The following is a 23,820-nucleotide window of genomic DNA, read 5'->3' on the forward strand; positions in this document are numbered from 1 at the left end:
GGGGCTTCGGCTCAGCGGCTGAGCTTCGGGGAGAAGTAGTAGCTGACCAGGCGGGCGACGATGTTGAGCACCATCACGATGAGGATGAGGGTGAAGGCCGCCGCCCACGCACGATCGATGTTCGTCGTGATCGAGCAGTTGTAGACCTCATCGGTGATCGGATTCCTCACCGTATCGTTCATGCAGTTCGCACTGCCCGCGCGGTACTGCTGGTTGATGAACGTCGGCAGGGTCGCCATGCGTCCGTCGAACATGTTCCAGTTCACGCCCGTCACCATGCCGACCGTCAGCAGCAGGGGCGCGGTCTCGCCGATGACGCGGGCGATGGCGAGGGTGACGCCGGTGGTCAGGCCCGCGATGGCCGTACGCAGGACGACCTTGACGATGGTCAGCCACTTCGGCACGCCCAGGGCGTAGGAGGCCTCGCGCAGGTCCATCGGGACCAGCCGCAGCATCTCTTCGCTCGAGCGCACCACGGTGGGGATCATCAGCAGCGACAGTGCCACGGCGCCCATGATGCCCATGCGCACGCTGTCGTCCGGCATGAAGGCGATGAACAGCGCCAAGCCGAACAGACCGGCGACGATCGAGGGGATACCGGTCATCACGTCGACGAGGAACGTCACCCCCTGCCCCAGGACCCTGCGCCAGCCCACGTCCGCGTACTCGACCAGGAAGATGGCCGTGAACAGGCCGATCGGGATGGAGATGATCGAGGCCCACAGGGTGATCAGCAGTGTGCCGACCGCCGCATGGAGCACACCGCCTGCGTCGGCGCCGCCGATCACGCCGGACATGGAATCGGTCCAGAAGGAGAAGGGAGTGGGTGCGGCTTCGACCGCACGGACCAGGCCGCGGCCGACCACCTCCCACAGCAGCGAGAGCAGGGGGAACATCGAGACCGCGAAGGCGCCGATCACGGTCAGCATCATCAGCCGGTCCATCGCCCAGCGGCGGCCTTCCCGGATACGGGAGTAGGTGTAGCCGAAGACGAGATGGAGGAGGAAGCCCAGCACGATCGCCGAGGCGATGGAGAGGCCGTCGAAGATCGCCAGGACGGCGATGGCCACCAGCAGGCCGGCCAGGCCGGTCAGGAGCAGGTGGTACCAGGGCAGCCGGCGCTCGTCGTGGCGACGTCGGACGGAGGTGTTCTCGGTGGTGGTTGTGGAGCTCATGAGGACCTCAGCTCTGCACGCCGCTGCGCGCGACGATCCAGCGGGCGAGGGCGTTGATGATGAACGTCAGCACGAACAGCACCAGGCCCACGAAGATCAGCAGGGACATGTCGACGCCGGACGCCTCGGCCTGCCGGGAGGCGATGTTCGCGGCGATGGTCTGGTGCCTGCCCACCTCGAGGATGTGGAAGGAGAAGGTGGCCCCGGGCGCCAGGATCATCAGCACGGCCATGGTCTCTCCCAGCGCGCGGCCGAGGCCGAGCATGGAGGCGGCGACCACGCCGCTGCGACCGAAGGGCAGCACCACGGTGCGCACGGTCTCCCAGCGGGTCGCCCCGAGCGCCAGAGCCGCCTCCTCCTGGAGGCGCGGCGTCTGCAGGAACACCTCGCGGGCGACTGCGGTGATGATCGGCAGCACCATCACGGCCAGCACCACCGAGGCGGAGGCGAGGTTGTTCATGGGGGCCGTCGGATCCCCGGCGAACAGAGCGATCACCGGGTCCCCTCCGACCCAGGGGATGAACTCGGGCCAGACGGGCCAGCTGCCCAGCGTGCTGTTGAGGAGCTTGTACAGCGGCTCGAGCTTGGGGACCAGCCAGATACCGCCCCAGAGTCCGTAGACCACGGAGGGCACGGCGGCCAGCAGATCGATCATGTAGCCGAGACCGGAGGCCATCTTGCGCGGCGCGTAGTGCGAGATGAACAGCGCGATGCCCATGGCGACGGGGATCGCCATGGCCAGAGCCATGGCCGCGGCCAGCACGGTGCCGAAGATGTACGGCAGCGTGTAGGAGACCAGCGAGAACTCCCCCTCGGCCTCGCCGACGACCTCGGTGCTGACGCGGATGGCCGGCACCGATTCGCTGCCGAGGAAGATGGCCACCGCGGCGAGGGTCAGGAAGATGAGGACGCCCGAGCCGATGCTCAGATAGGAGAAGAGGGAGTCCCCGAAGCGGCGATTGCTGCTCCTGAGGGAGGCCGGAGGGGCCTCCGGCGTGTCTGGCTCGACGTCGGTGGTGCTCAACAGGTGCCTTCCTCAGAGCTCACGGGACAGGGACAGGGGCGGTGACGCGCCGATGCCGCCGGGTCACGAAGGACCCGGCGGCACGGCAGTGTGCATCTGGCAGGATTCTCAGCCCGCGGTGATGCCGTCGATGGAAGCCTGCGCATCCTCGGAGAGGGCGGGGGTCAGCGGAGCGGAGCCGGCGTTCTCGGCAGCCGTCTGCTGGCCGTCCTCGGAGACGATGTAGGAAGCGTAGGCCTTGACCGCGTCGGCCGTCGCCTGATCCCCGTAGGAACCGCACAGCGCCAGGTAGGAGACCAGGACGATCGGGTAGACGCCCTCCTCGGTGGTGGTGCGGTCCAGCTCCATGACGATGTCGTTCTCCTCGCGGCCCTCGGCGCGCGGGGAGACCTCGACGGCCTTGGCGGCGGCCTCGGGAGTGTAGTCCACGAACTCCTCGCCGACCTGGATGCTGGCCACGCCGAGGTTGCCGGCCTGCGAGGCATCGGCGTACCCGATGGTGCCGTTGCCGCCCTCGACGGTGGAGATCAGACCCGAGGTGCCGTCACCGGACTGGCCGCCTTCGATGGGCCAGGTCTCGATCGGGCCATGCGTCCACGCGTCGGGCGCGACCTGGGAGAGGTAGTCGGTGAAGTTCTCGGTGGTACCGGAATCGTCCGAACGGTGGACCGGCACGATGTCCTGGTCGGGCAGGTCGGCATCCGGGTTCTCGTCGGCGATGGCCGGGTCGTTCCACTTGGTGATGTCGCCCGCGAAGATGCCGGCGAGGGCCTCCGGGGTGAGGTTGAGGTTGTCGACACCCTCGAGGTTGAACACCACGGCGATCGGGGAGATGTAGACCGGGAGGTCGAAGGCCTGCTCACCGTTGCACACCTCGGTGGAGGAGGCGAGCTCCTCCTCGTCCAGGGCGGCGTCGGTGCCGGCGAACTTCACCTGGCCGGAGAGGAACTGCTCGCGACCGGTTCCCGAGCCGGTGGCGTCGTAGGTGACCTGGATGTCGCCACCCTCGGCCTGGACCATGCCCATGAAGGACTCGGTCCACGCGGTCTGGGCGGCCTGGGCCGAAGAGGCACCCGAGCCGGCGAGGTTCCCGGTGAGGCTGGCGTAGTCGCCGGCGCCGCCGCCGTCGGACGCCGAACCGCCGCCGTTGCCGCCGTCGCCACCGTCGGTCTCCCCGCTGCCCCCACCGCAGGCGGAGAGCGCGAGCCCGCCGGCCAGGCCGAGCGCGGCGAGTGAGACGAGCTTGTTCTTGCGAACGTTCACTTCGAGTCCTTTCGGGGCCGAGGGCCCGGGGTGATTACTGCGGAGACGTCTTTCGCCGGTGACGCTAGGGAGCGCAGATGACACGGCACCCGCTCTCGTGTGAACAGCGGGTGAACAACCCTCCGGGATGCATGAACGCGCAGGTCAGTTCGTAGATACGATCGGGTCACAGTTCTGGTTACGAAGTTATCACGGGGCTGCGCGCGAGGCTCGTGAGCGCTTTCGCTGCGACGACGCTCACGTTGCCTCCACGATGGCGAAGACGATGATGGCCCCGATGTAGAGGACCATGAGCAGGAACGGGATCATGCCGATCAGGGAGGTCACGAGCCCGGCGATCGCAAGGCCCCGGCCGCTGCGCGGCGGGTCCGCCTCCGGTGACGTGGCGCGCATGCCCAGGGCCGAGAAGACGATGCCCACCGGGGCGGTGAGACCTGCACACATGACCAGACCCGCCAGTCCCAGGATGAAGCCCGTGATGGCGTGGCTCGAGCTCGGGGGCAGCTGCACGTACGGACCGGGCGGCCCGGGCACGGGAACTCCGGCGGAGTACGAGGCGTGCCCTGCCGGCGCTCCGGAACCCTGAGCCGGGAACGACGATCCGAACCCCTCGCCGGCCGGCGGGTCCGTGGCATACGGGTCGCCCGCTGACGGCGAGCCCGCATACGGCGTGCCCGCATACGGGTCGCCCGCGGATGGCGAGCCCCAGGAATACCCGGAGTGCCCCGGTCCCTGATCCATGCTCATGCCCTTCTCCTTCTCCTCGTCCTCGCAGCGTCGCCGCGAGGACCTCCGGGTGGCGTCCGCCCGCGCCCGGGCTCAGCCGATGTTGGGAAGATGCCGCTCGATCGCGACCACGGAACCCTGCGGTGTCGTATGCAGCATCAGGGCCTCGCCGGCGGCCAGGAACGGATTCTCGCGCGGCAGCTCGAGAGCGGCGCCGGGCCGGGCGACGTCCCGCACGCTCTGGATCACCGTCGGCAGGACGGGTCGGTGCGTGCACACCACCGTGCCGCGCGCCTCGTGCAGCACCCTGGCCATCACCGCGGCGGTCCGAGAGGGATGAGCCTCGTGGCCGGCCTCGGTCAGCTCATCCTTGGTACGGATCGTCAGCCCCTCGATGCGGGCCACGGGCTCGACGGTGCGCAGACATCGCTGCCACGGGCTGCTCAGCACGCTGTCGGGGTCGAATGCGTCGATCAGCGGCGGCAGGGCCTGCGCCTGCTTGCGTCCCTTGGAGTTCAGCGGCCGGGACTTCTCGCCCTTGCGCCACTTCGCCCGGGACACGGCGGCCCCGTGGCGCTGGACGATGATCGGCACGGTGAGCAGCTCCTCGGCATCGAGATAGCGACGCAGCGCCACCAGGGAGACCTGGTCGCCCTGGCGGGTGACCAGGGACTCCGCCTCGTCGAGCCCTACCCACCGCACCTCGTCGATCTCACCGGGGTCCAGCGGCCCGGGCGCGGTCTTCGCCCGCACCGTCCCCGTCCAGTACTGCACGATCTTGGTGCGGCCGTCGGGCAGCAGGTACACCGATGCGGGCAGCGGCCGGTGCAGACGCACGCGGTACCCCGTCTCCTCGGCCACCTCGCGCACGGCGGCCGCCGGAAAGGTCTCGCCCTTGTCGAGCTTCCCCTTGGGCACGGACCAGTCGTCGTAGCGCGGGCGGTGGACGAGCATCACCTCGATACCCTCGGTGCCCTCCCGCCAGGCGAGAGCACCGGCAGCGAGCACGGGCGGCGGCTTGCCGGGGGCGACGCGCACGGGTCAGGCCTTCGCCGCCGCGCGCATCTGCACGTCCCGGCCCGAGACGGTGAAGCCCCACGCCTCGTACAGGCGCAGTGCCGCGGTGTTGTCTGCCTCGACGTAGAGCTCGACGCCGGGCACGCCCGCGGCCTGCAGCCGCCGCAGCGCCGCAGCCAGCAGGTACCCCGCCACACCGTGGCCCTGGACGGACGGCGCGGTGGCGACGACGTAGATCTCGGCGTCGGCCTCGGGGCCCTCCGCCGCGTCCCGCTTGATCCACACGAATCCGACCAGCTCCTCGTGCTGGAGGGCGACCAGCAGGTCGCCGGCGTCGAACCAGGGCTCGGCCAGCCGTCGGTCCAGATCGGCCCGCCCCAGCGAGCCCTGCTCGGGGTGGTCGGCGAACGCCAGCGCATTGACCTCGACCCAGCGGTCCGCATCGCGCTCGAGGTCGAAGGAGTCCAGCCGGAAGTCCTCGAGCGTCGGGACGGCGACGTCCCGCACCGGATCCCCGGCGGCGAGCTCTCGATGCAGCGTGAGCAGTCGGCGGGTCTCGTGCATGCCCGCAGCGGTGAGGAAGGCGAGCGACCCGTCGAGGGCGCCGTGGGCCCAGACGCCCGCGTCGGGACGCAGCTCGAGGGCGGCTCGCAGCAGCGCCGTGCCGTGCCCGCGCCGGCGATGGCCGGGATGGACCATGCCCTGGACGGTGCCGTCGGGCAGCACGCTCGCGTAGCCGAGCAGCGTCTCCGCCGCGGCCGGATCGGCTCCGGGGTCCGTGCTGTGCTCGGGTCCGGCGGGCAGGAGCAGGTGCTGTGCGGATTCTCCCGTCAGGGCGAGCCGCGCCGCCTCGTCCAGCGGGGAGACTCCGTCGTGCGCGGTGACTGCATCGAGCAGCTCACGGGCCGCGTCGCGCTGGGTCTGCGACAGGGCAGCCGTCGTGATCATGGGGTCCTTCCGGGGCTCGGACGGTTCGCTGTGGATGCCGCCGCCTGCGGGCGCTCGTAGACTGACACTGTAGCGCCCGCCTGACCACGCTCGTCGGCGACGGCGAAGTGACCGGAACCGAGTGCGAGGGAGGCCTCATGACCGCTCCCGAGCGCGCCCCGCTCGGTGCCGCACTGGCGCTGCTGCTGACTCTGATCTCGCTGACCGGCCCGCTGTCGCCGGTGGTGATGGCGACGTTCGTGGCCCTGCTCACCGTGCTGCTGGGTATCGCCTGGCCGGGCCTGCTCGAGCTCCGTTCCGCGGTCGGGACGGCGGTGGTGATGGCGGGCACCGGTATCGCCGGCGCCGTGATCGTCTCCGCCCCGTCGGACCGCATCGCCCCGATGACCGGGATCGTGATGGCGTGCGCCGTCGGGGTGTTCGCCTCCTTCGTCCACCAGATGCTGCGCCGGGACCGGCGGGACCTGACGGCCTCTCTCACCGGCACGGTGGCAGGGGTGTTCGCGGCCGGGGTCGCGGCGTGCTGGGTGCTGGCGCAGGCCCAGGCCGCCGCCGAGGGCCGGGCCGCTCTGGTCTCGGCCATCGCGGCGGGTCTCGCCGCGACTCTCCTGATCAACGCCACGGCGCTGCCGGCCGGCCTGCGTTTCGTGCTCTCCGCGGGCGCGGGCGCCGGGGTGACGGCGGCGCTGGCCTCTGCGCTCCTGGCGGTGTCGCTGCCCCTGGCGATCGGGCTCGGCCTCGTGGTCGCGATCGGGGGCAGCTGTGCGCATCTGCTGGCAGGGTCCTCCCTGGTGGCGCGGGAGCCGGTCCCCTCGCTCGCGGTGGCGGTGGTGCCCGTGGCCACCATCGGTGTGGTCGCCCACCTCGCGGTGATGCTGCTGCCCTGAGCGCTCCCGGCCGCTCCCCGGACCGCTCCGTCGCGCACTGCTCGCCGCAGCTCGTGGACGATAGACTCTGCGGCATGTCCGCGCTCTCCCTGATCTTCATCTCGCTCGTGGTCCTGGTGGGTCTCGGCACCCTGGCATTCGCCGTCCTGGTGCTGCTGCGCCTGTTCGACCGCTGAGCGGCTGATCGGCTCCCATGCCCATCACACTCGACCCCTCCCTCCCGGAGCCGCTGTACCCGCTCGCCTGGCTGATCGGCAGCTGGCAGGGCTCCGGAGCCCTCCATCGCCCCGGGGATCCCGACGCCGGCGAACGCCGCGTCCAGCAGCACCTGGTGTGCACCGCCCGCGAGGACGGCACCATGGGCTGGCGCTCGACGATCCACGAGATCGACGCGCCCGCCCCGCTCCCTCCCACCAGCGCCTTCGCCCGGGCGGACGCGCCCCCTGCCGCGGGCACGGGCGAGCGCACCCTGCTGATGCGTGAGGACGGCATCTGGACCGTCGGCGACGTGCTGCCCGGCCAGGATGTCGCCGCGGCCCGCGCGGCCAAGCCGGGCGATCCCGCCAGCTTCCTGTCCTACGGGCTGCGGGCGCGTTTCGAGCGCCGGGACCGGGCCGGAGAGCACGCGGCCGGTGAGGACTCGGCCCGTGACGACCCGGCCGGCCCGGAATGGGCCGGTGAGGTCCGCGGACCCCGCATCCAGCTCGCCCTGGGCGAGCCCGCGGCGGATGGCAGCCCCGAGGTCACGGCGACCCGCATGTTCGGGTACGTCGGCGGCAACCTGATGTGGCTGTGGGAGCAGCGGGTCCCCGGCGCCGCGAGCGAGACCGGCGAGACCGACATGACCCCCTACATCTCCGTGGAGCTCCACCGTGCCTGAGACCGACCGTCACATCCGCCCGCTGCTGAGCGCAGGAGCCGTCCTCGGCGACGGCCCGGATGCAGCGGTGCCCGCCCACTACGGCGCACCGCTGCGCGAACAGCGCCGGCTGCTGGATGGCCGCGCCGTCGTCGACCTCGGCCACTTCGAGGTGCTCGAGGTCACCGGCCCCGACGCCCGCAGCTGGATGACCACCGTGACCACCCAGGTCCTCGAGGGCATCCCCGTCGGCTCCTCGGCCAGCCTCGCCGTGCTCTCGCCGCAGGGCCGGGTCGAGCACCTCGCCTCCGCCGTGGTCACCGCGGAGGAGACCCTGCTGCTGGTGCTCGATGCCGGAGCCCGTGCAGGCCTTCGCCGCTACCTGGAGATGATGCGCTTCGCGGCGCGCGTCGAGCTGACCGATCGTGATGACCTGCGCGTTCTCGGCGGCACCGCGCCGGCCGCCGACGTCCTGCCCGAGCTCGACCTGCCCGCTCCCGCCGCCGTCTGGTCCGAGCCCTGGCCGCAGGTCGCCCCCGGCGGGGTGGCCTACGGGCCGGATCCCGACGACCCGGTGGGCGCCGTGCTCACCGTCGCCGATGCCGACGCTCTCGCTCAGGTGCCCTGGCGCTCCGACCACCTCGCCGGGATGTCCTCGTGGGAAGCGCTGCGGATCGCCGACCACCGCGCCCGGGCGGCCCGGGAGGTGGACGAGCGCAGCATCCCCCACGAGCTCGATCTGCTGCGCACCACCGTGCACACCACCAAGGGCTGCTACCGCGGCCAGGAGACCGTCGCGAAGGTCCTCAACCTCGGCCAGCCCCCGCGCCGCCTGGTCATGCTCCACCTGGACGGCTCGCAGGACGTGCCCGCCGCCCCCGGCGGCGAGGTGCGTCTCGGCGGGTCCGACGGGAAGGTCATCGGCGCCGTCACCTCCGCGGCCCTGCACGCCGATCTCGGGCCGATCGCGCTGGCCGTGGTCCGTCGAGCGGTCCCGCTCGACGCCGCTCTGGCCGTGGAGGTCCCTGTCTCCGCCGCCGACGGGGAGACGAGCTCGGTGTGGATCGATGCGTCGCAGGAGCCGGTCGTGGTGCCCCGCGACCACGGCGACCGACCGGCGACCGCCAAGCTCTGAGGCGCGCACAGCACGTCAGGTGCCGGCCGCAGGTGCGCCCCTGGCCGGTGCCGGCGCCCGAGCCGGTCGTCCCGTCCCGGCACCCGTACCGTTCGGCCCGCCCGAACGTCCACGCAGCCTGCACACCATTCGCACCGCTCTCCTACCGTGCTCGTCCTGCGGCGCCCGGACGGGCCTGGAACAATGGGAACCATGAGTGCACAGGGCGAGCAGCAGGAGTGGAGCCGGCGGCGACGACAGGTGCTCGAGGCCAAGGAGCAGGCGCTGCACGCCGCCCGCGAGGACGAGCACGTCAGGGCCACCGCCACCATCCGTGACGCGGTCGCACGATTCCGGGAGGCCGGGATCGATCCGATCCCGCTGCGCGCCCGGCCGTACACCGGCGGCGGGACGATCCGCACCTCACTCCGGGGCTGGTACCTCAAGCGCGACCGGTCCCTCGCGGTCGACGCCGAGGGCCGTTACTACGTGATGCGGGTCGACGGCGGCCTGCGGTCCCGGCTGCGCGGCGCGACCCCTGCCCCGTCGCCGGCACCGCTGGTGGTGGGCCGTGGAGCCCGCGACGGCGACACGTTCCGGCTCGAGGAGCTGTTGGAGATGCGGCTCGAGGACCCGGTGCGCCCATGAGCCAGGCCTCTCCTCCGCCCGGGGGGACTCCGCAGCGGGCTCCCCTGCTCGATCGCGTCCGCGGGGCCGTCGGCAGCTGGCTGGCCCAGGGGGCCTCCCGCGGCCGCTCCGACGCCGTGACCGTCACCCGCGCGGCGGTGGCGGCCGCCCTCGCCTACCTGCTCAGCGGCCTGATCTGGGATCACCAGTACCCGTTCTTCGCCTCGATCGCCGCGTTCGTCATCATCGGATTCGGCATCGAGAAGAAGGTCCGCAAGATCTTCGAGATGGCCGCCGGAGTGATGCTCGGCGTGGTCATCGGCGAGATCGCCCGGTCCCTGATCGGCTCCGGCACCTGGCAGATCCTGGTCGTCGTGTTCGTCGCCGGGATGCTCGCGCGCTTCATCGACTCCAGCAACCTCTTCGGGATCCAGACCGCGATCCAGTCCCTGCTGGTGACCATCATGCCGCTCACCCCGAACATGACCCCGGGCGGGCGCGTGCTGGATGCGCTGACGGGCGTGGTCGTCGCGATCGTGATCCATCTGCTGTTCTCGGGGGATCCTCGGCGCCCCCAGCGCCGGGCTGCATGCTCGTTCTTCCAGGAGTTGGAGGACACGCTGGTCTCCCTCGCCCTGGCCGCACGCAGCGGTGATCGCGGCGTCGCTCAGGCAGCGCTGGTGAGCATCCGCAACAACTCCCAGAAGTACACCGATGAGTGGCAGCTGGCCAATGACGCTGCCAACGAGATGGCCACCTTCTCCCCCGCGGGGCTGCGTCACGCGGGGGACGTCGGCCGCCTGCAGCACCTGCTGGTGGGCTCTGACCGCGCGATGCGCAACATGCGGGTGATCGCCCGGCACGAGGTGGAGTTCCTCGACGCCGTGCGCGGGGATGCGCATTCGACCCTGGCCGACGCGCTGCTGGCCGCGCGCGACGCCGTGACGGAGCTGGGGACGGCCGTCCGGCACGACGAGGTCGACTTCACCGAGGCCCGGCGCAAGCTGCGCCTGTTCGCCTCCTACCTGACCCCCGAGATGCTGCTGCGCAACGACGAGGGCGTGCGGCCGGGCCGTGCCGGCCACTTCGAGGGAGTCACCCTCGCGATCCAGCTGCGCTCCCTGGCCATCGACCTGCTCCAGGCCACCGGGCTGACCTCCCAGGAGGCCAAGCAGTTCCTGCCCAGCCTGCTCGTCGCCGCCGACGGGGACGCGATCGGCCCGCGCCTGATGACGCAGGAGATGAAGGCGGTCGAACCGCCGGCCACCACGGAGGCGCTCGAACTGCTGATCACCGACCGCTCCGACCCCGATCGGCGCAGCTGAGGCCGAGCCGCCTGCCAGCGGGCGTTCGGCGGGCGCGGTTATCCTGACCGGATGATCGGACTCATCCAGACGTGGATCTTCGCCGTCCTCGCGCTCGCCCTGTTCGCCATCGAGATCTGGGCGTTCGTGAACGCGATCCGCTTCCGTCCCGACGCCTACACGGCGGCCGGCAAGCGCAGCAAGCTGTTCTGGGGGATCCTCACGGGCGTGGCGCTGCTGCTGGGCTTTCTCTCCCTGCCCTATCCGATCGGCAGCGGCGGCTCCTCGATGCTGTTCATGCTGGCCGGCGTCGTGATCGCCGGGATCTTCCTGGCCGACGTGCTGCCCGCGCTGAAGCGGGTCATGGGGCGCGCTCGCGGCAACCGCTGGTAAGCGCCGCTCACGCTGGACCGCCGATCCATGACCCGTCGGCCCGGTCCCCTCGACCGCGCCCATGCCGCCCGTCGACATAGAACGAACTTTGGCCACTGACGTCGCATAATCCGCTGGAAATGCGTCGTCAGTGGCCAAAGTTCGGGTGTCGTCCCGGGTCGAGCCCGGGGACGGTGGCAGTCGATCGGGTCGATCGGCCTCTAACGACCTGCCCGACCTCCTACCGCTCGCAAGCTCGCAGTACGTCGATCAGGCCGTTCCGCACTGCCTGACCTCCTACCGCTCGCAAGCTCGCAGTACGTCGATCAGGCCGTTCCGCACTGCCTGATCTCCTACCGCTCGCAAGCTCGCAGTACGTCGATCAAGCGGTTCCGCACTGCCCGATCTCCTACCGCTCGCAAGCTCGCAGTACGTCGATCAGGCCTTGTGGGAGCCGGCGCTGCGGAGGTTCTCGCAGGCCTCGACCAGGCGCGTGGCCAGGCCGGCCTCGGCCTTCTTGCCCCAGGCGCGGGGGTCGTAGGCCTTCTTGTTGCCGACCTCGCCGTCGATCTTCAGCACGCCGTCGTAGTTCTCGAACATGTGAGCGGCGACGGGGCGGGTGAAGGCGTACTGGGTGTCGGTGTCGATGTTCATCTTGATGACGCCGTTGTCCACCGCTTCCTGGATCTCCTCCAGGGTGGAGCCGGAGCCGCCGTGCATCACCAGGTCGAAGGGCAGGTCCTTGCCGTACTCGGCACCGACGGCCTTCTGGATCTCCCCCAGGATCTCGGGACGCAGCTTCACGTTGCCCGGCTTGTACACGCCGTGCACGTTGCCGAAGGTGAGTGCGGTGAGGTAGCGGCCCCGCTCGCCCAGGCCCAGCTTGGCGGCCGTCTTGAGGCCGTCCTCGGGGGTGGAGAAGAGCTTGTCGTTGGAGACGTCGGCCTGGATGCCGTCCTCCTCGCCGCCGACGACGCCGATCTCGATCTCGAGGATCTTCTTGGCGGCGGCGGACTTCTCCAGCAGCTTCTCGGCGATCTCGAGGTTCTCGTCGACCGGCACGGCGGAGCCGTCCCACATGTGCGACTGGAACAGCGGGTCCAGGCCCTTGTTCACGCGGTTCTCGAGGTCCCAGGCGATGAGGGGCTCGACCCAGTTGTCGAGGGCCTCCTTGGGGCAGTGGTCGGTGTGCAGCGCGACGTTGATCGGGTAGTTCTTCGCCACGGCGTGCACGAACTCGGCCAGTGCGATGGAGCCCGCGACACGGTCCTTGACCGTGGAGCCCGAGAGGTACTCGGCGCCGCCGAAGGACACCTGGATGATGCCGTCGGAGTTCGCCTCGCTGAAGCCGCGCAGGGCGGCGATAGCGGTCTGCGAGCTCGAGACGTTGACCGCCGGGTAGGCGAACTTCCCGCGCTTTGCGTGGTCGATCATCTCTGCGTACTGATCCGGGGTTGCGACTGCCATGAGGCATGCTCCTTCGCTGAAGAGAGTCCGTGACGATGACCGGCGGCGCGGAGTGCGTCTCGCACGATCGTCCTATCCGGCTCATTGTCCCATAGGGCCCTTCCGAGCCGACCGGGCTCTCATCCCCCGAGAGCGGCCACCGCCGCAGCGGCTCGTGGTCGGCGCATACGTCAGCGCAGCGGCCCCTCGGGGAGATCGGCGTGCTGGATGATCCAGGTGTGCATCGCGATCGCGGCCGCGGCGGCGACGTTGATCGAGCGGGTGGATCCGAACTGGGTGATGCCGACGACGAGGTCCGCGGCGGCGAGGATCTCCGGGCTCACGCCGGGACCCTCCTGGCCCACGACCAGCACCGCGTCGCGCGGCAGCGGTGTGCGCTCGATCGGCAGGGCCCCGGGCACCAGGTCGATCGCGACCAGCGGGCGGCCGTGCGCCCGGGCCCAGGAGATGAGCTCGGCGGCGTCGGGATGGTGGATCTCGTGCTGGTAGCGGTCGGTGACCATCGCCCCGCGGCGATTCCAGCGGCGCCGGCCGACGATGTGGAAGGCGCCGACGGCGAAGGCGTTCGCGGTGCGCACCACGGAGCCGATGTTCGCGTCGTGCTCGAGGTTCTCGATGGCCACGTGCAGGTCGTGCCGGTGGGTGTCGAGGTCGGCGATGATCGCCTCGCGCCGCCAGTACCGGTAGCGGTCCTCGACGTTGCGGCGGTCCCCGTGCGCGAGCAGCTCAGGATCCAGGCGCGGATCCTCCGGCCAGGGCTCGGGATGGGGGCCGACACCGACCTCGCGGCCGGGTTCGGGCTCGCTCATGGACGGTGCTCAGATCTCCAGCTCGGAGATGTCGTAGGCCGCGAGGTAGCGGTACCCGGCGGCCTCGACGGCCTCGCGGGACGCCTCGGAGCGGTGCACGATCACGGCGACGGCGGCGATGTCGGCGCCGGCCTCGGTGAGTGCCTCGCAGGCGGTCAGCACGCTGCCCCCGGTGGTGGAGGTGTCCTCGACGGCGACGACACGGCGCCCGGTGACGTCGGGCCCCTCGATGCGTCGCTGCAGACCGTGGGCCTTGTTGGCCTTGCGCACGACGAACGCGTCCAGCGCTCTGCGCTCATCGCCCGCGGCGCCGGGAGCGTGAGCGGCCGCGTGCAGGATCGACGTCGCGACCGGGTCCGCCCCGAGGGTGAGTCCGCCGACGGCCTCGACGCCGGGGACCAGACCCTCGCGGTGCAGGAGGTCCAGCATGACTCGACCGACCAGCGGCGCCGCCTCGTGGTGGAGGGTGACGCGACGCAGGTCGACGTAGTGATCCGCCTCGGCACCCGAGGAGAGGACGACGTGTCCGCGGACGACGGCGAGGTCCCGGATCAGGACGCGCAGACGCTCACGGGCGACCTCGATCGGAGCGGACACGGGGGAATCGGGGCTGGTCTCCGGCATGATGCCAGCGTAATGGACTCTCCCTCGTCGTCCCGTCGGAAGTCCAGCCCGTCGGCCCCGCCGGCCGTGCAGTCCGTCGGCCGCATCGCGCCGCCGTTCCGTCGGCCCGTCTAACCCTCCTCGCGCTGCCAGGGGGCGTGCAGGTTGCGGCGCGAGGCCTTCCGGCGCGAGCGCAGCACGGCCCGCTGCTGCATCCTGCGGTACCAGGTCGGTGAGGTCAGTGCGCGCACGAGGGGGCGCGGGGCGATCCGGGAGAACTCGCCGGCGGTGCGGTACTTGACCGATGGGATCGACATGACGTTGCCCTTGGCGGCGTCCTTGAGCGCCTGCTCGACCACGAAGGGGGCCTTCAGCCAGGTGACGCGCGGCAGGCCGTCCATCGTCATCGCGGCCCGCTCGTGGAACTCCGTCTGCACGAACCCCGGCAGCAGGACGGTCGCGGTCACGCCGGTCTCCTTGAGCTCCATCGCCAGCGACTCGGTGAAGACCGTGACCCAGCTCTTGGAGGCGGCGTAGGGGCCGGCGGTGGTGTACCCGGCGAGCGAGCTGACGTTGATGATCGCTCCGCGGCAGCGCTGGACCATCGCGCGCGCCGCCGCGTGGGAGAGGACCAGGACCGCCTTCATGAGGGTGTCCATCTGCTTCTCGTGGTCGCCCACGCCGATCTCCAGGAACCCGCCGCGGAGCCCGTAGCCGGCATTGTTGACCAGCAGATCGATCCGGTCGACGGGATCGGTGAGACGGACCGCGACCCGCTCGAGGTGCTGTCGGTCCGAGAGGTCTGCGGGAAGGATCTCCACGCTGACGTCGTGGACGTCGCGGATCTGCTCGGAGACCGCACGCAGGCGGTCCTCGTCGCGCGAGACCAGCACGAGGTCGTGCCCGGTCCCGGCCAGCTGCCAGGCGAACTCCAGACCGAGTCCGGACGTCGAACCGGTGACGAGTGCGCGCGCCATGTCCTGAGTTTACGACTGCGCGGGCCGCACGACGGCGGCGACGGGCCGTGGGCCTGCGTCGATCTGACGCCGCCCGTAGGATCGGGGCCATGCGGATCGCGACCTGGAACATCAACTCGCTGCGGGCACGGATGGATCGGGTGCTGGCCTTCCTGGAGCGGCACGACGTCGACGTGCTGGCTCTGCAGGAGACCAAGGCCAAGCCCGAACAGCTGGATCTCACGGCCCTGGAGGCGGCGGGCTACGAGGTCCGCGCGCACGGGCTGAATCAGTGGAACGGGGTGGCGCTGATCTCCCGCGTCGGCCTCACCGACGTGCGCACCGAGCTGCCGGCGGTGCCGGCCTGGCCGGAGGACGGCACCGGCGTGGTCGAGGCCCGCGCGATCGGCGGCGTGGTCGGTGACGGCCTGCGGATCTGGTCGCTGTACGTGCCCAACGGGCGCGAGCTCGGCCACCCGCACTACGCCTACAAGCTGCGCTGGCTGGACGCGCTGCGCGCCGAGGGCGAGCGCGAGCTGGCCGCGAACCCGCAGTCGCGCACGGTGTTCGTCGGGGATTTCAACGTCGCCCCGCAGGACGAGGACGTGTGGGACATGGAGTTCTTCGAGGGGAAGACGCACGTCACCGAGCCGGAGCGGGCGGCGTTCCGGGCGGTGGTCGAGGCCGGCTACGCCGACGTGGTGCGCCCCGACCATCCGGGCCCCGGTGTGTACACCTACTGGGACTATCAGGCCCTGCGCTTCCCGAAGAAGGAGGGCATGCGCATCGACTTCGTGCTCGGGTCCCCGGCCGTGCAGTCCGCGGTGCGCGGCTCGCTCATCGATCGCGAGGAGCGCAAGGGCAAGGGCGCCTCGGACCACGCCCCGGTGATCGTGGACCTCGAGTTCTGAGGTGGTCCTCCCCCGCCGGTTCCCGCGCCACGACCACGGCCGGCGGACCAGGGCGGGCTGCGGTCCACGAGGATGCGCCGCCGGAAGGCGAGGATGCGCCGCCGCACGGAGGCTCGCCGCGAGGAGATAAGACGCGAGATAGGACGCAAGGAGGAGCGGCGTCGCGATCAGTCGCGGCGCCGCTCCGGACGAGCCATCTGCATCGGGATCAGGCGTGCACGATAAGTGGTTGCGGTGGCGCTTTCGACGCCTCGCAGCCGGTCCGTTGCGGGGACCAGTCGCACGTGGGTTCCGGTGCCGGTATTCGTCGTTGTCCACATCACACTACGCCCGCCGCGAGGTCCCTGCAAGCCCTCGGTGAGAGCGATCTTTCCTCCACATAGCGGCCTCGTCCACCGCCCGGGCCACTGCCGGGCGAGCGCCCCACCGCAGCAGTCACGCTGGCCGCATGACCAGCACCACCATCCCTCAGCTCCCGGCTGCATCGCGGCCGCCGGATCCCCACGATCCCACCCTGCGGACCGAGCCGGATGTCCATCCGGGCTCCGGCCCGAGGCGACGGCGCTCCCGGTTCCCCGGTCGGGCGGCCGCACGCAGCGCCGGGCCCGACGGACCGGTGGCGGGAGCCGCGGACAGCCCTGCCCAGGTGCGCTGGAGCGGTCAGGACGAGAGCCTGCGCGAGCTCGTCCGGGACCACGCCACCGCCGCGGGGATGGCGCTCGCCGACACCTCCGCGGGTCCCTGCGCATGCGTCGTGGTCGAGGGAGCATCGCTCGTGCGCGGCGACTCGGACGGTGCCGGAAGCCGCTCCCCGCTGATCGTGGTCACCGCCGAGGTCGACATCCCGGCATCGCTGTGGCAGCACGCCCTCGCCGCCGGTGCCCTGGCCGTGATCCCGCTGCCGGATGGATCCGAGCAGCTCCTCTCCCAGTTCTCCGAGCTGGCGCGGCCCCGCGGTGCCTCCACGGTGCTCGCCGTGGCCGGCGGCTGCGGAGGGGCGGGTGCCTCCAGTTTCGCTGCACGTCTCGCCGGAGCCGCGCGCACCCACGGTCCGGTGGTCCTGGTCGACGCCGATCCCCTCGGCGGCGGCCTGGATCTCCTGGTCGAGACCTCGCCCACCAGCGGCATCGGGTGGCAGGAGGCGACCGGACTGGGTGCCGACGACGGAGAGGCACTGCGCGAGGGCCTGCCCCGGGTCGACGACGTGCACCTGCTGATCTCCGGGGACCATGCCGGCCCCGATCCGCAGACCCTCTCCCGCGTCCTCTCGGCGCTGTCCCCGCTGGGCGGAACGGTGGTGGTGGACCTCGGTGCCGGTCTCGTACCCGTCGCCGCCGAGCACGCTGATCACCTGTTCATGGTGGTCCCCTCCACGGATCATGCAGTCCGGGCGAGTGCTCGCCGTCTGCGCGCGTGGCGCCCACCCGAGATGCTGGCGCAGGCCGTGGTGCGCCGGCGCGGGCCCCTGACGCCGGCGGAGGTCGCCCACGATCTCGACCTGCCGCTGGCCGCATCGTTCCGCGACAGCCCCCGCTCGACGGTGCCCCTGCTGGATGCGCGGCGCCGCGGCGCCGACCGCGCAGCACGCCGGCTGCTCACCGGGCTGGCTGCGGGCAGGGCGTCATGAGCACCGTGCACCCGCCCACCTCCGACGCGGAGCTCTCTCCTCTGCTGGAGCTGGTGCGGGAAGACCTCGTGCGATCACCCGGCGCGGTGGACGTGCCCCGCATCGCCCGGGTGCTGCGCCGGCAGGGCAGGGTGCTCGGCGCCGCGGCCACCCTCGAGCTGACCACGCGCATCCGCGACCACATCGACGGGCTCGGCCCTCTGCAGCCACTGACCGGGCCCGGCGTGACGGACCTCCTGGTCAACGACGACGGCTCGGTGTGGCTCGACGACGCAGACGGGCTGCGCCCCGCCGCGATCCATCTCGCTCCCGCACAGGCCCGGGACCTCGCAGTACGGCTGGCGACCGCCGGCGGACGACGTCTGGACGACGCGGTCCCCTGGGCCGATGCGCACCTGCCCTCGGGCATCAGGTTCCACGCGGTGCTGCCCCCGCTGTCGCCGGGCGGAGCGATCCTCTCGCTGCGTCTCCCCGGCCAGGAGCGCCTCGATCTCGATGACCTCCAGCGGCTGGGCGCATTCGGCCGGGAGGCCCGCGAGGTGCTCATGGCCGTCATCACGGCCCGGGTCCCGTTCCTGGTCACCGGTGGCACCGGCACCGGGAAGTCGACACTGCTGGCGGCGATGCTGCGCGAGGTCCCGGCCGATGAGCGGATCGTGGTGGTCGAGGACGTGCTCGAACTCGCCGTCGACCACCCGCACGTGGTCCACCTGCAGTCCCGCCACGCCAACAGTGAGGGCGCGGGCGCCGTGGACCTCACCGCCCTGGTGCGCCAGAGCCTGCGGATGCGCCCTGACAGGATCGTGCTCGGTGAGTGCCGGGGCGCGGAGATCCGGGAGCTGCTGCAAGCCCTGAACACGGGCCACGAGGGCGGCTGCGGCACCGTCCACGCCAACACCGCGAGGGACGTGCCGGCACGCCTGGAGGCCCTGGGCGCGCTCGGCGGCCTGGACCGGGGCGCTCTCGCGGCCCAGGTCGGCAGCGCCCTCGAGGTGGTCGTCCACCTCGGGCGGCACGACGGGGTCCGCGCCCTCGACGAGATCGCCCTGCTGCACCGGGACCGGGAGGGGACGCTGGGAGCGACCACAGCGCTGAGGGTGGACGGGGGAAAGCTGCGGGAGGGCCCGGCGGCCGGGGAACTGGCGGCACGGCTGCACCCGCCCGGCCGTGCGGCCTCGCCCGCGGCCGAGACCGGCTGCGGCGCCTCCTCGCCCGCCCCGGCCGGGACCGGCCCCTCCTCCTCGTCCCCGGAGACCCGGGCGCGACGGAGGGCGGCATGATCGTCACTGCGCTTCTCACTCTGACCGCCGCGGCCACGCTCGCCTGGGTGCTCACTCCCCCACCGGTCCTGGCCGGCCCCCGCCCGGTGAGAGCCCGGGTCCCACGCGCTGGTGCGGGCACCCTCGAGGTGGCGCGCATGATCGAGCAGCTCGCCACCGTGATCAGCTCCGGCTCCAGCATCCGTCAGGCCTGGGGCGCCATCGCCCGGTCCCTGCCCGAGGGTGAGCTCACCGAGCTGGCCCGCGCCGCCGCGGCCGGGGCCGATCCGAGACGCGGAGCCCCGGGGCGACTGCGGCAGACGGAGGTGATCGGTTCCCTCGGCGCCGCACTGACCGTCTGCGAGCGCACCGGGGCGCCGACGGCAGGAATGCTGCAGAGCCTGGCCGATGCGCTCCGGGACCTCCACGACGCCGCCCAGGCCCGCCGCAGTGCCTTCGCCGGGCCCCGCTCCACCGCCCGGATCCTGCTGGTGCTTCCCCTGGCCGGGCTCGGACTGGGGATCCTCCTCGGCGGGGATCCGCTCCGGCTGCTGCTGGCCTCGCCCGCCGGGAACCTGATGGGCGCGCTCGGCATCGCGCTGACCGGGCTGGGCTGGTGGTGGATGCGGCGCCTGATCCGCCGGGCCGATCCGCCCAGCGGGCAGCGCGTGGATCCCTCGGTCGTGCTCGAGCTGATCGCCGGCGCCCTCGAATCCGGGCTGCCGCTGTCCCGGTCCGTCTCCGCGGTGGCCGGCGCCCTCACGGCCGGACCGGACGCCCACGCTCTCGAGCGGCTCGCGACATCTCTGGAGGCCGGAGTCCCTGCAGCTGTGGCCACCCGGGAGCTGCCGGCGGAGTTCACAGCGCTCGGGGAGTCCGCGGTCCTCGCGGAGACGGCCGGTGCGGATCTCGCCCACGTCCTGCGCTCTGCGGCCCGCGACGCCCGGCGCGGCCGGGCTCGGCACGCCGAGGTACGGGCCGCTCAGCTCGCGGTGCGCCTGGTGCTGCCCACCGGTCTCGCGCTTCTGCCCGCGTTCGTGGTCCTGGGCATCATCCCCACCGTCATGTCGCTGCTCGGCGGCACGTTCTCGCTCACCACGGCGGGCGCCGTGCCATGAGCTCCCGCCCAGGGAGCCCTCGACCCGGTCGCGCGGCACCTCCCCGCGACCCCTCCGACCACCGGGAGCCTCCCGGTGCGTGGGCCCTGGCCCACGTCGGCAGCTGCGGCTGCCCTCCCGGAACGGCGCCCGCCGTTCCGGACCGAGCGGCCACGGCCGCTCATCCACGGGCGGTGCGCCGCCCACGACGAGAAGGAGAACACCATGTCCGTGACCAAGATCCGGATGCGCCGCGCCCTCGACCGTGTGATGCGGGACGAGGCCGGCGCATCGACCGCCGAGTATGCCATCACGGTGCTCGCTGCCTGCGGGTTCGCCGCTGTCCTGGTCGCCCTGCTGGCGTCCGGGGAGGTGCGCGAGATCCTGCTGGGCATCATCACCTCGGCCCTGTCGATGGGCTCGTGATGACGCGGTCCGCCCGGTCGTCCCGCTGGCGGGACGACCGGGGGTCCGCCACGGCGGAGACGGCGATCGTGCTGCCCGTCGTGGTCGCGATGGTGGTCGTCATCCTGTTGACCGGAGCGGGGCTGGGCACCCAGATCCGCTTGGAGAGCGCAGCCCGCGGCGCTGCCCGCGAGCTCGCGCGCGGGGAGGATGCCGGTGCGGCGGTCGCGACCGCTCAGCGCATCGGCGGCGAGGGCACTCAGGTCCATGTCTCCGGTACCGGCGTGTGGGTGCACGTCGAAACGACTCGGACCCTGCAGGCTCCCTCGGGACCGCTGGCCGGGGCGAACTGGGAGCTGAGCGCCGATGCGGAAGCGCGGCGGGAGCCGCACCTGATCGACGGCGGCGTCTCGTGAGCACGGGTGCCGCCGGAGTCCTGGCCTGGACGGGAGCGACGACCGCGGCCCTGGCCGGGCTGTCCCTGCTGGGCACCGGGCTGCTTGCGCAGTCGCGCGCGGCGACCGCCGCGGACCTAGCGTCCCTCGCGGGGGCCGACGCCCTGGCGGCGGCCAGCGGCGAACCCTGCGCGGTGGCGGCGGAAGCCGCCTCCCGCAACGGTGCGCAGCTGACCAGCTGCGAGCAGCGGGAGTGGGACGTGCTCGTGCAGGTCCAGGTCGATGCCTCTCCCCTGCCCGCGGCAACGGCCCGCGCGCGGGCGGGCCCCGGCCCCGCGGACCTGCCGTGAACTCGCGGTCGACGATCACCCGATTCCCGGGGGTCGAGAGGCTGGGAACGTCGGCGGCGGCCGACCTCGAGTGGCCGGGCGAGGAGCCTCTGCGGAGGTCAGGGGTGGAGGATCTCCAGCAGGCGTTCGGCCTGAGCCTTGGACAGCGGCTCGTTGCCGTTGCCGCACTTCGGGGAGACCACGCAGGCGGGGCACCCCGCCTCGCACGGGCACTCCGCGATCATGTCCGCGGTGGCTCTGAGCCAGGCGTGTGCGTCCTCGGCGCCGCGCTCGGCGAAGCCGGCACCGCCGGGCGCTCCGTCGTAGACGAAGATGGTCGGCTCGCCGGTGTCCTCGTGCTGGGCGGCCGAGACCCCTCCGATGTCCCACCGGTCGCAGGTGGCCAGCAGCGGCAGCATGGAGATCGCGGCATGCTCGGCGGCGTGCAGGGCCCCGGGCAGCTCCTCCCCGGGAATCTCGGCGGCGTCGGTGCGCTCCTGCGGGATCACCCACCACACGGCTTTGGTGGTCAGGGTGCGCGGGGGCAGATCCAGCGGATGCTGGGCCAGGACCGTCTGCGTGAACACGTCCCGCACCTGGTAGCCGGTGACCTGGTCGGTGACGTCCACCGTGCCGAAGCACAGCTGGACCCCACCGGACCACGCCACCTCGCGGTCCACCTGCCGGATGCGGATGGTCGAGGTGGTCTGGGGATGGGTCGAGTGCAGCGGATCCTCGCGATGGACGAACGCGACCGCCCGCTCCACGTCCAGATGATTCACCACATAGCTCATGCCCTGGTGGAGGTACACGGCGCCGTCGTGGACCTGGGTGTGCGCGCTGGCGGCGTCGACCGTGCCCAGCAGTGTGCCGCTGGCCTCCTCGACGATCCGCACCGGTTCCCCGCCGCTGCCGCGCAGATCGGTCAGCTCGTGCGCGGACTCCGTCATGGTCCAGTACCAGCCGGTGGGGCGCGAGCGCAGCACGCCGCGAGCGGCGAGCGTGGTCAGCAGGTCGCGAGCGGTGGGTCCGAAGATGCTCTCCTCACCGTCGCGGATTGCCAGCTCCGAGGCCGCTGCGCACAGGTGAGGGGTCATGACGTACGGGTTCGCGGGATCGAACACCGCGGCCTCGACCTCAGCCCCGAACACGGTCTCGGGGTGGTGGACGACGTAGGTGTCCAGCGGGTCCTCCCGTGCGACGAACAGGGCGAGCGCGCCGCCGTCGCGGTCCTGACGGCGCCCGGCCCGGCCGAACTGCTGCCACAGGGACGCGCGGGTGCCCGGCCAGCCGGCGACCACGACGGCGTCCAGCCCGGCGATGTCGATGCCGAGCTCGAGGGCGTTGGTGGAGGCGAGCGCCTTGAGCTCGCCCGAGCGCAGAGAGTCCTCGAGAGCCCGGCGTTCCCGGGCGAGGTACCCGCCGCGGTAGGCGGCCACGCGCTTCGCCCTGTCCGCGAGCTCCGGAGCGAAGGCGTGCTCTGCCTTCTGCTCGAGCAGCCGCCGGGCACTGCCCGAGACCAGTTCAGCGCCGCGCCGGGAGCGGGCGAAGACCAGTGTCTGGACGTCGCGCTCGACGAGGTCGGCCAGGATCGCTCCGGCTTCGCTGGTGGGCGAGCGACGCAGCGGCTCCTCGCTCGTGGCGCCGCTGCCACTCGTGGCCCCGCCTTCGCCATCTCCGGCATCTACCCCGGCCGGGGCGCCGTCGTCCGTGGCCTTCGCGGCGTCCGGGCCGGACCCGGCTCCCGCGCCGGCGGGATCCGCCTCGCCCTCGGGGCCGGCGTCATCGCCCCGTCCCGGACCGCGTCCGTCGACGCGCGTGCGCGTGCCCGGTTCCCACAGCCCGATGGTCAGCCCGGCCCGCGGGGAGCCGTCCTCGACGACCGGGGTGACGTCCTGCCCGATGAGCCGGGAGGCGGACAGCTCCGGGTTCGCCGTGGTGGCCGAGGCCAGGATGAAGGTCGGGTCGGCGCGGTAGTGGGCGGCGATCCGGCGCAGGCGACGCATCACCATCGCCACGTGGCTGCCGAAGACGCCGCGGTAGCTGTGGCACTCGTCGATGACCACGTAGCGCAGAGCGCGGAAGAAGCTCGCCCACTGCTCATGGCCGGGCAGGATCCCGAAGTGCAGCATGTCCGGGTTGGTCAGCACCACGGTTCCGTGGCGGCGCACCCACCGCCGCTGCTCGGTGGGGGTGTCCCCGTCATAGACCGCGATCCGGGCATCACGCAGTCCGGCCCCGTCGGCCATGGTGGTGATGTTGGTCAGCTGATCCGCGGCGAGCGCCTTGGTCGGCGAGAGATACAGCGCGGTGGCACGGCGCGCCTCCGGCTCGAGCTCACGGGCGCCGATCGCGGTGAGCACGGGCAGCAGGTACCCCAGCGACTTGCCCGAGGCAGTCGCTGTGGCCAGCACCACGTGCGTGCCGCCATGGGCGAGTTCCGCGGCTTCCTGCTGATGGATCCACGGCGCAGTGATTCCGCGCTCAGCCAGGTGCGCGACCAGGCGCGGGTCCGCCCACTCGGGGAAGAAGCCGCGGCGGCCCTCCCGGGCCGGACGCTCCTCGACGTGGGTCAGGCACGTTCGGCGGGTCGGCGGTTGCGTGAGATCGGCCAGGAGATCGGCCGCTCTGCCTGCCCGCATCCGC

The 23,820-nt window shown here is 72.0% G+C and carries 24 protein-coding genes; 13 read left to right on the forward strand and 11 right to left on the reverse strand.

Annotation, left to right across the window (positions count from 1 at the left end; all coding sequences use genetic code 11):
- Positions 1 to 11 precede the first annotated feature (11 nt).
- From pstA to mshD, 6 genes are all read right to left on the reverse strand, one after another.
- Positions 12 to 1,175, reverse strand: a complete 1,164-nt coding sequence (gene pstA, locus AC5020_RS11225; protein ID WP_377803729.1) for a phosphate ABC transporter permease PstA — start codon at positions 1,173 to 1,175, stop codon at positions 12 to 14.
- A 7-nt stretch (positions 1,176 to 1,182) separates the two neighbouring features.
- Positions 1,183 to 2,199, reverse strand: coding sequence for a phosphate ABC transporter permease subunit PstC (pstC, locus tag AC5020_RS11230; RefSeq protein WP_377792952.1), 1,017 nt, complete (start codon positions 2,197 to 2,199; stop codon positions 1,183 to 1,185).
- A gap of 108 nt (positions 2,200 to 2,307) precedes the next feature.
- The gene (gene pstS, locus AC5020_RS11235; protein WP_464988346.1) at positions 2,308 to 3,462 is read right to left on the reverse strand and encodes a phosphate ABC transporter substrate-binding protein PstS; all 1,155 of its coding nucleotides are present in this window, start codon (positions 3,460 to 3,462) and stop codon (positions 2,308 to 2,310) included.
- Between the two features lie 237 nt (positions 3,463 to 3,699).
- On the reverse strand, positions 3,700 to 4,209 hold the full coding sequence (locus AC5020_RS11240) for a DUF4190 domain-containing protein (RefSeq protein ID WP_464988347.1): 510 nt from the start codon (positions 4,207 to 4,209) through the stop codon (positions 3,700 to 3,702).
- Positions 4,210 to 4,281: 72 nt separating this feature from the next.
- Positions 4,282 to 5,226: an NUDIX hydrolase gene (locus tag AC5020_RS11245; RefSeq protein ID WP_464988348.1), complete on the reverse strand. Its 945-nt coding sequence runs from the start codon at positions 5,224 to 5,226 to the stop codon at positions 4,282 to 4,284.
- A gap of 3 nt (positions 5,227 to 5,229) precedes the next feature.
- Complete coding sequence (mshD, locus tag AC5020_RS11250) at positions 5,230 to 6,153, reverse strand: mycothiol synthase (protein WP_464988349.1); 924 nt, start codon at positions 6,151 to 6,153, stop codon at positions 5,230 to 5,232.
- A gap of 137 nt (positions 6,154 to 6,290) precedes the next feature.
- Here mshD and AC5020_RS11255 point away from each other — a divergent pair, with 137 nt between their 5' ends.
- The 6 genes from AC5020_RS11255 to AC5020_RS11280 all read left to right on the forward strand — a co-directional run bounded on the left by AC5020_RS11255 (position 6,291) and on the right by AC5020_RS11280 (position 11,337).
- Positions 6,291 to 7,040: a hypothetical protein gene (locus AC5020_RS11255; RefSeq protein ID WP_377018294.1), complete on the forward strand. Its 750-nt coding sequence runs from the start codon at positions 6,291 to 6,293 to the stop codon at positions 7,038 to 7,040.
- A gap of 193 nt (positions 7,041 to 7,233) precedes the next feature.
- Positions 7,234 to 7,920, forward strand: a complete 687-nt coding sequence (locus AC5020_RS11260) for a heme-binding beta-barrel domain-containing protein (RefSeq protein ID WP_464988350.1) — start codon at positions 7,234 to 7,236, stop codon at positions 7,918 to 7,920.
- Entirely contained in the window at positions 7,913 to 9,034 is a 1,122-nt protein-coding gene (ygfZ, locus tag AC5020_RS11265; RefSeq protein WP_464988351.1) for a CAF17-like 4Fe-4S cluster assembly/insertion protein YgfZ, read from the forward strand. The genes AC5020_RS11260 and ygfZ overlap by 8 nt, the downstream gene beginning before the upstream one ends.
- Positions 9,035 to 9,226: 192 nt before the next feature.
- Positions 9,227 to 9,661: a hypothetical protein gene (locus tag AC5020_RS11270; protein WP_464988352.1), complete on the forward strand. Its 435-nt coding sequence runs from the start codon at positions 9,227 to 9,229 to the stop codon at positions 9,659 to 9,661.
- On the forward strand, positions 9,658 to 10,965 hold the full coding sequence (locus AC5020_RS11275) for an FUSC family protein (protein ID WP_464988353.1): 1,308 nt from the start codon (positions 9,658 to 9,660) through the stop codon (positions 10,963 to 10,965). Before AC5020_RS11270 ends, AC5020_RS11275 begins: the two co-directional genes overlap by 4 nt.
- A gap of 51 nt (positions 10,966 to 11,016) precedes the next feature.
- Positions 11,017 to 11,337: a DUF2516 family protein gene (locus AC5020_RS11280; protein WP_377792943.1), complete on the forward strand. Its 321-nt coding sequence runs from the start codon at positions 11,017 to 11,019 to the stop codon at positions 11,335 to 11,337.
- A gap of 417 nt (positions 11,338 to 11,754) precedes the next feature.
- On the opposite strand, the gene fbaA is transcribed toward AC5020_RS11280, so the two are convergent.
- The 4 genes from fbaA to AC5020_RS11300 form a co-directional block, all read right to left on the reverse strand.
- Entirely contained in the window at positions 11,755 to 12,783 is a 1,029-nt protein-coding gene (gene fbaA, locus AC5020_RS11285) for a class II fructose-bisphosphate aldolase (RefSeq protein ID WP_377018300.1), read from the reverse strand.
- 170 nt (positions 12,784 to 12,953) lie between these two features.
- The gene (locus AC5020_RS11290) at positions 12,954 to 13,592 is read right to left on the reverse strand and encodes a TrmH family RNA methyltransferase (protein WP_464988354.1); all 639 of its coding nucleotides are present in this window, start codon (positions 13,590 to 13,592) and stop codon (positions 12,954 to 12,956) included.
- A 9-nt stretch (positions 13,593 to 13,601) separates the two neighbouring features.
- Positions 13,602 to 14,216, reverse strand: coding sequence for an orotate phosphoribosyltransferase (locus AC5020_RS11295; RefSeq protein ID WP_464988355.1), 615 nt, complete (start codon positions 14,214 to 14,216; stop codon positions 13,602 to 13,604).
- 110 nt (positions 14,217 to 14,326) lie between these two features.
- A complete protein-coding gene (locus tag AC5020_RS11300; RefSeq protein WP_464988356.1) occupies positions 14,327 to 15,172 on the reverse strand; it encodes an SDR family NAD(P)-dependent oxidoreductase in 846 nt (281 codons plus the stop codon).
- An 89-nt stretch (positions 15,173 to 15,261) separates the two neighbouring features.
- Here AC5020_RS11300 and AC5020_RS11305 point away from each other — a divergent pair, with 89 nt between their 5' ends.
- The 7 genes from AC5020_RS11305 to AC5020_RS11335 all read left to right on the forward strand — a co-directional run bounded on the left by AC5020_RS11305 (position 15,262) and on the right by AC5020_RS11335 (position 21,195).
- Complete coding sequence (locus AC5020_RS11305; RefSeq protein ID WP_377018304.1) at positions 15,262 to 16,062, forward strand: exodeoxyribonuclease III; 801 nt, start codon at positions 15,262 to 15,264, stop codon at positions 16,060 to 16,062.
- A 448-nt stretch (positions 16,063 to 16,510) separates the two neighbouring features.
- Positions 16,511 to 17,689 carry a CpaE-like family protein gene (locus AC5020_RS11310; protein WP_464988357.1) on the forward strand — a complete coding sequence of 393 codons (1,179 nt, stop codon included), beginning with the start codon at positions 16,511 to 16,513 and terminating at the stop codon, positions 17,687 to 17,689.
- On the forward strand, positions 17,686 to 18,969 hold the full coding sequence (locus AC5020_RS11315; RefSeq protein WP_464988358.1) for a TadA family conjugal transfer-associated ATPase: 1,284 nt from the start codon (positions 17,686 to 17,688) through the stop codon (positions 18,967 to 18,969). Before AC5020_RS11310 ends, AC5020_RS11315 begins: the two co-directional genes overlap by 4 nt.
- Positions 18,966 to 20,066 (forward strand): type II secretion system F family protein, encoded by a 1,101-nt coding sequence (locus AC5020_RS11320; protein ID WP_377792942.1) that lies wholly within the window; start codon positions 18,966 to 18,968, stop codon positions 20,064 to 20,066. The genes AC5020_RS11315 and AC5020_RS11320 overlap by 4 nt, the downstream gene beginning before the upstream one ends.
- A gap of 204 nt (positions 20,067 to 20,270) precedes the next feature.
- Positions 20,271 to 20,471, forward strand: a complete 201-nt coding sequence (locus AC5020_RS11325) for a DUF4244 domain-containing protein (RefSeq protein WP_464988359.1) — start codon at positions 20,271 to 20,273, stop codon at positions 20,469 to 20,471.
- Positions 20,471 to 20,866 (forward strand): TadE family type IV pilus minor pilin, encoded by a 396-nt coding sequence (locus AC5020_RS11330; RefSeq protein WP_464988360.1) that lies wholly within the window; start codon positions 20,471 to 20,473, stop codon positions 20,864 to 20,866. Before AC5020_RS11325 ends, AC5020_RS11330 begins: the two co-directional genes overlap by 1 nt.
- Complete coding sequence (locus AC5020_RS11335; protein WP_464988361.1) at positions 20,863 to 21,195, forward strand: Rv3654c family TadE-like protein; 333 nt, start codon at positions 20,863 to 20,865, stop codon at positions 21,193 to 21,195. The genes AC5020_RS11330 and AC5020_RS11335 overlap by 4 nt, the downstream gene beginning before the upstream one ends.
- Before the next feature lie 98 nt (positions 21,196 to 21,293).
- Here AC5020_RS11335 and AC5020_RS11340 read toward each other — a convergent pair whose 3' ends face one another.
- Positions 21,294 to 23,816, reverse strand: coding sequence for a DEAD/DEAH box helicase (locus AC5020_RS11340; protein ID WP_464988362.1), 2,523 nt, complete (start codon positions 23,814 to 23,816; stop codon positions 21,294 to 21,296).
- Positions 23,817 to 23,820 lie beyond the last annotated feature (4 nt).

The organism is Brachybacterium sp. SYSU DS0246 (assembly GCF_059391765.1).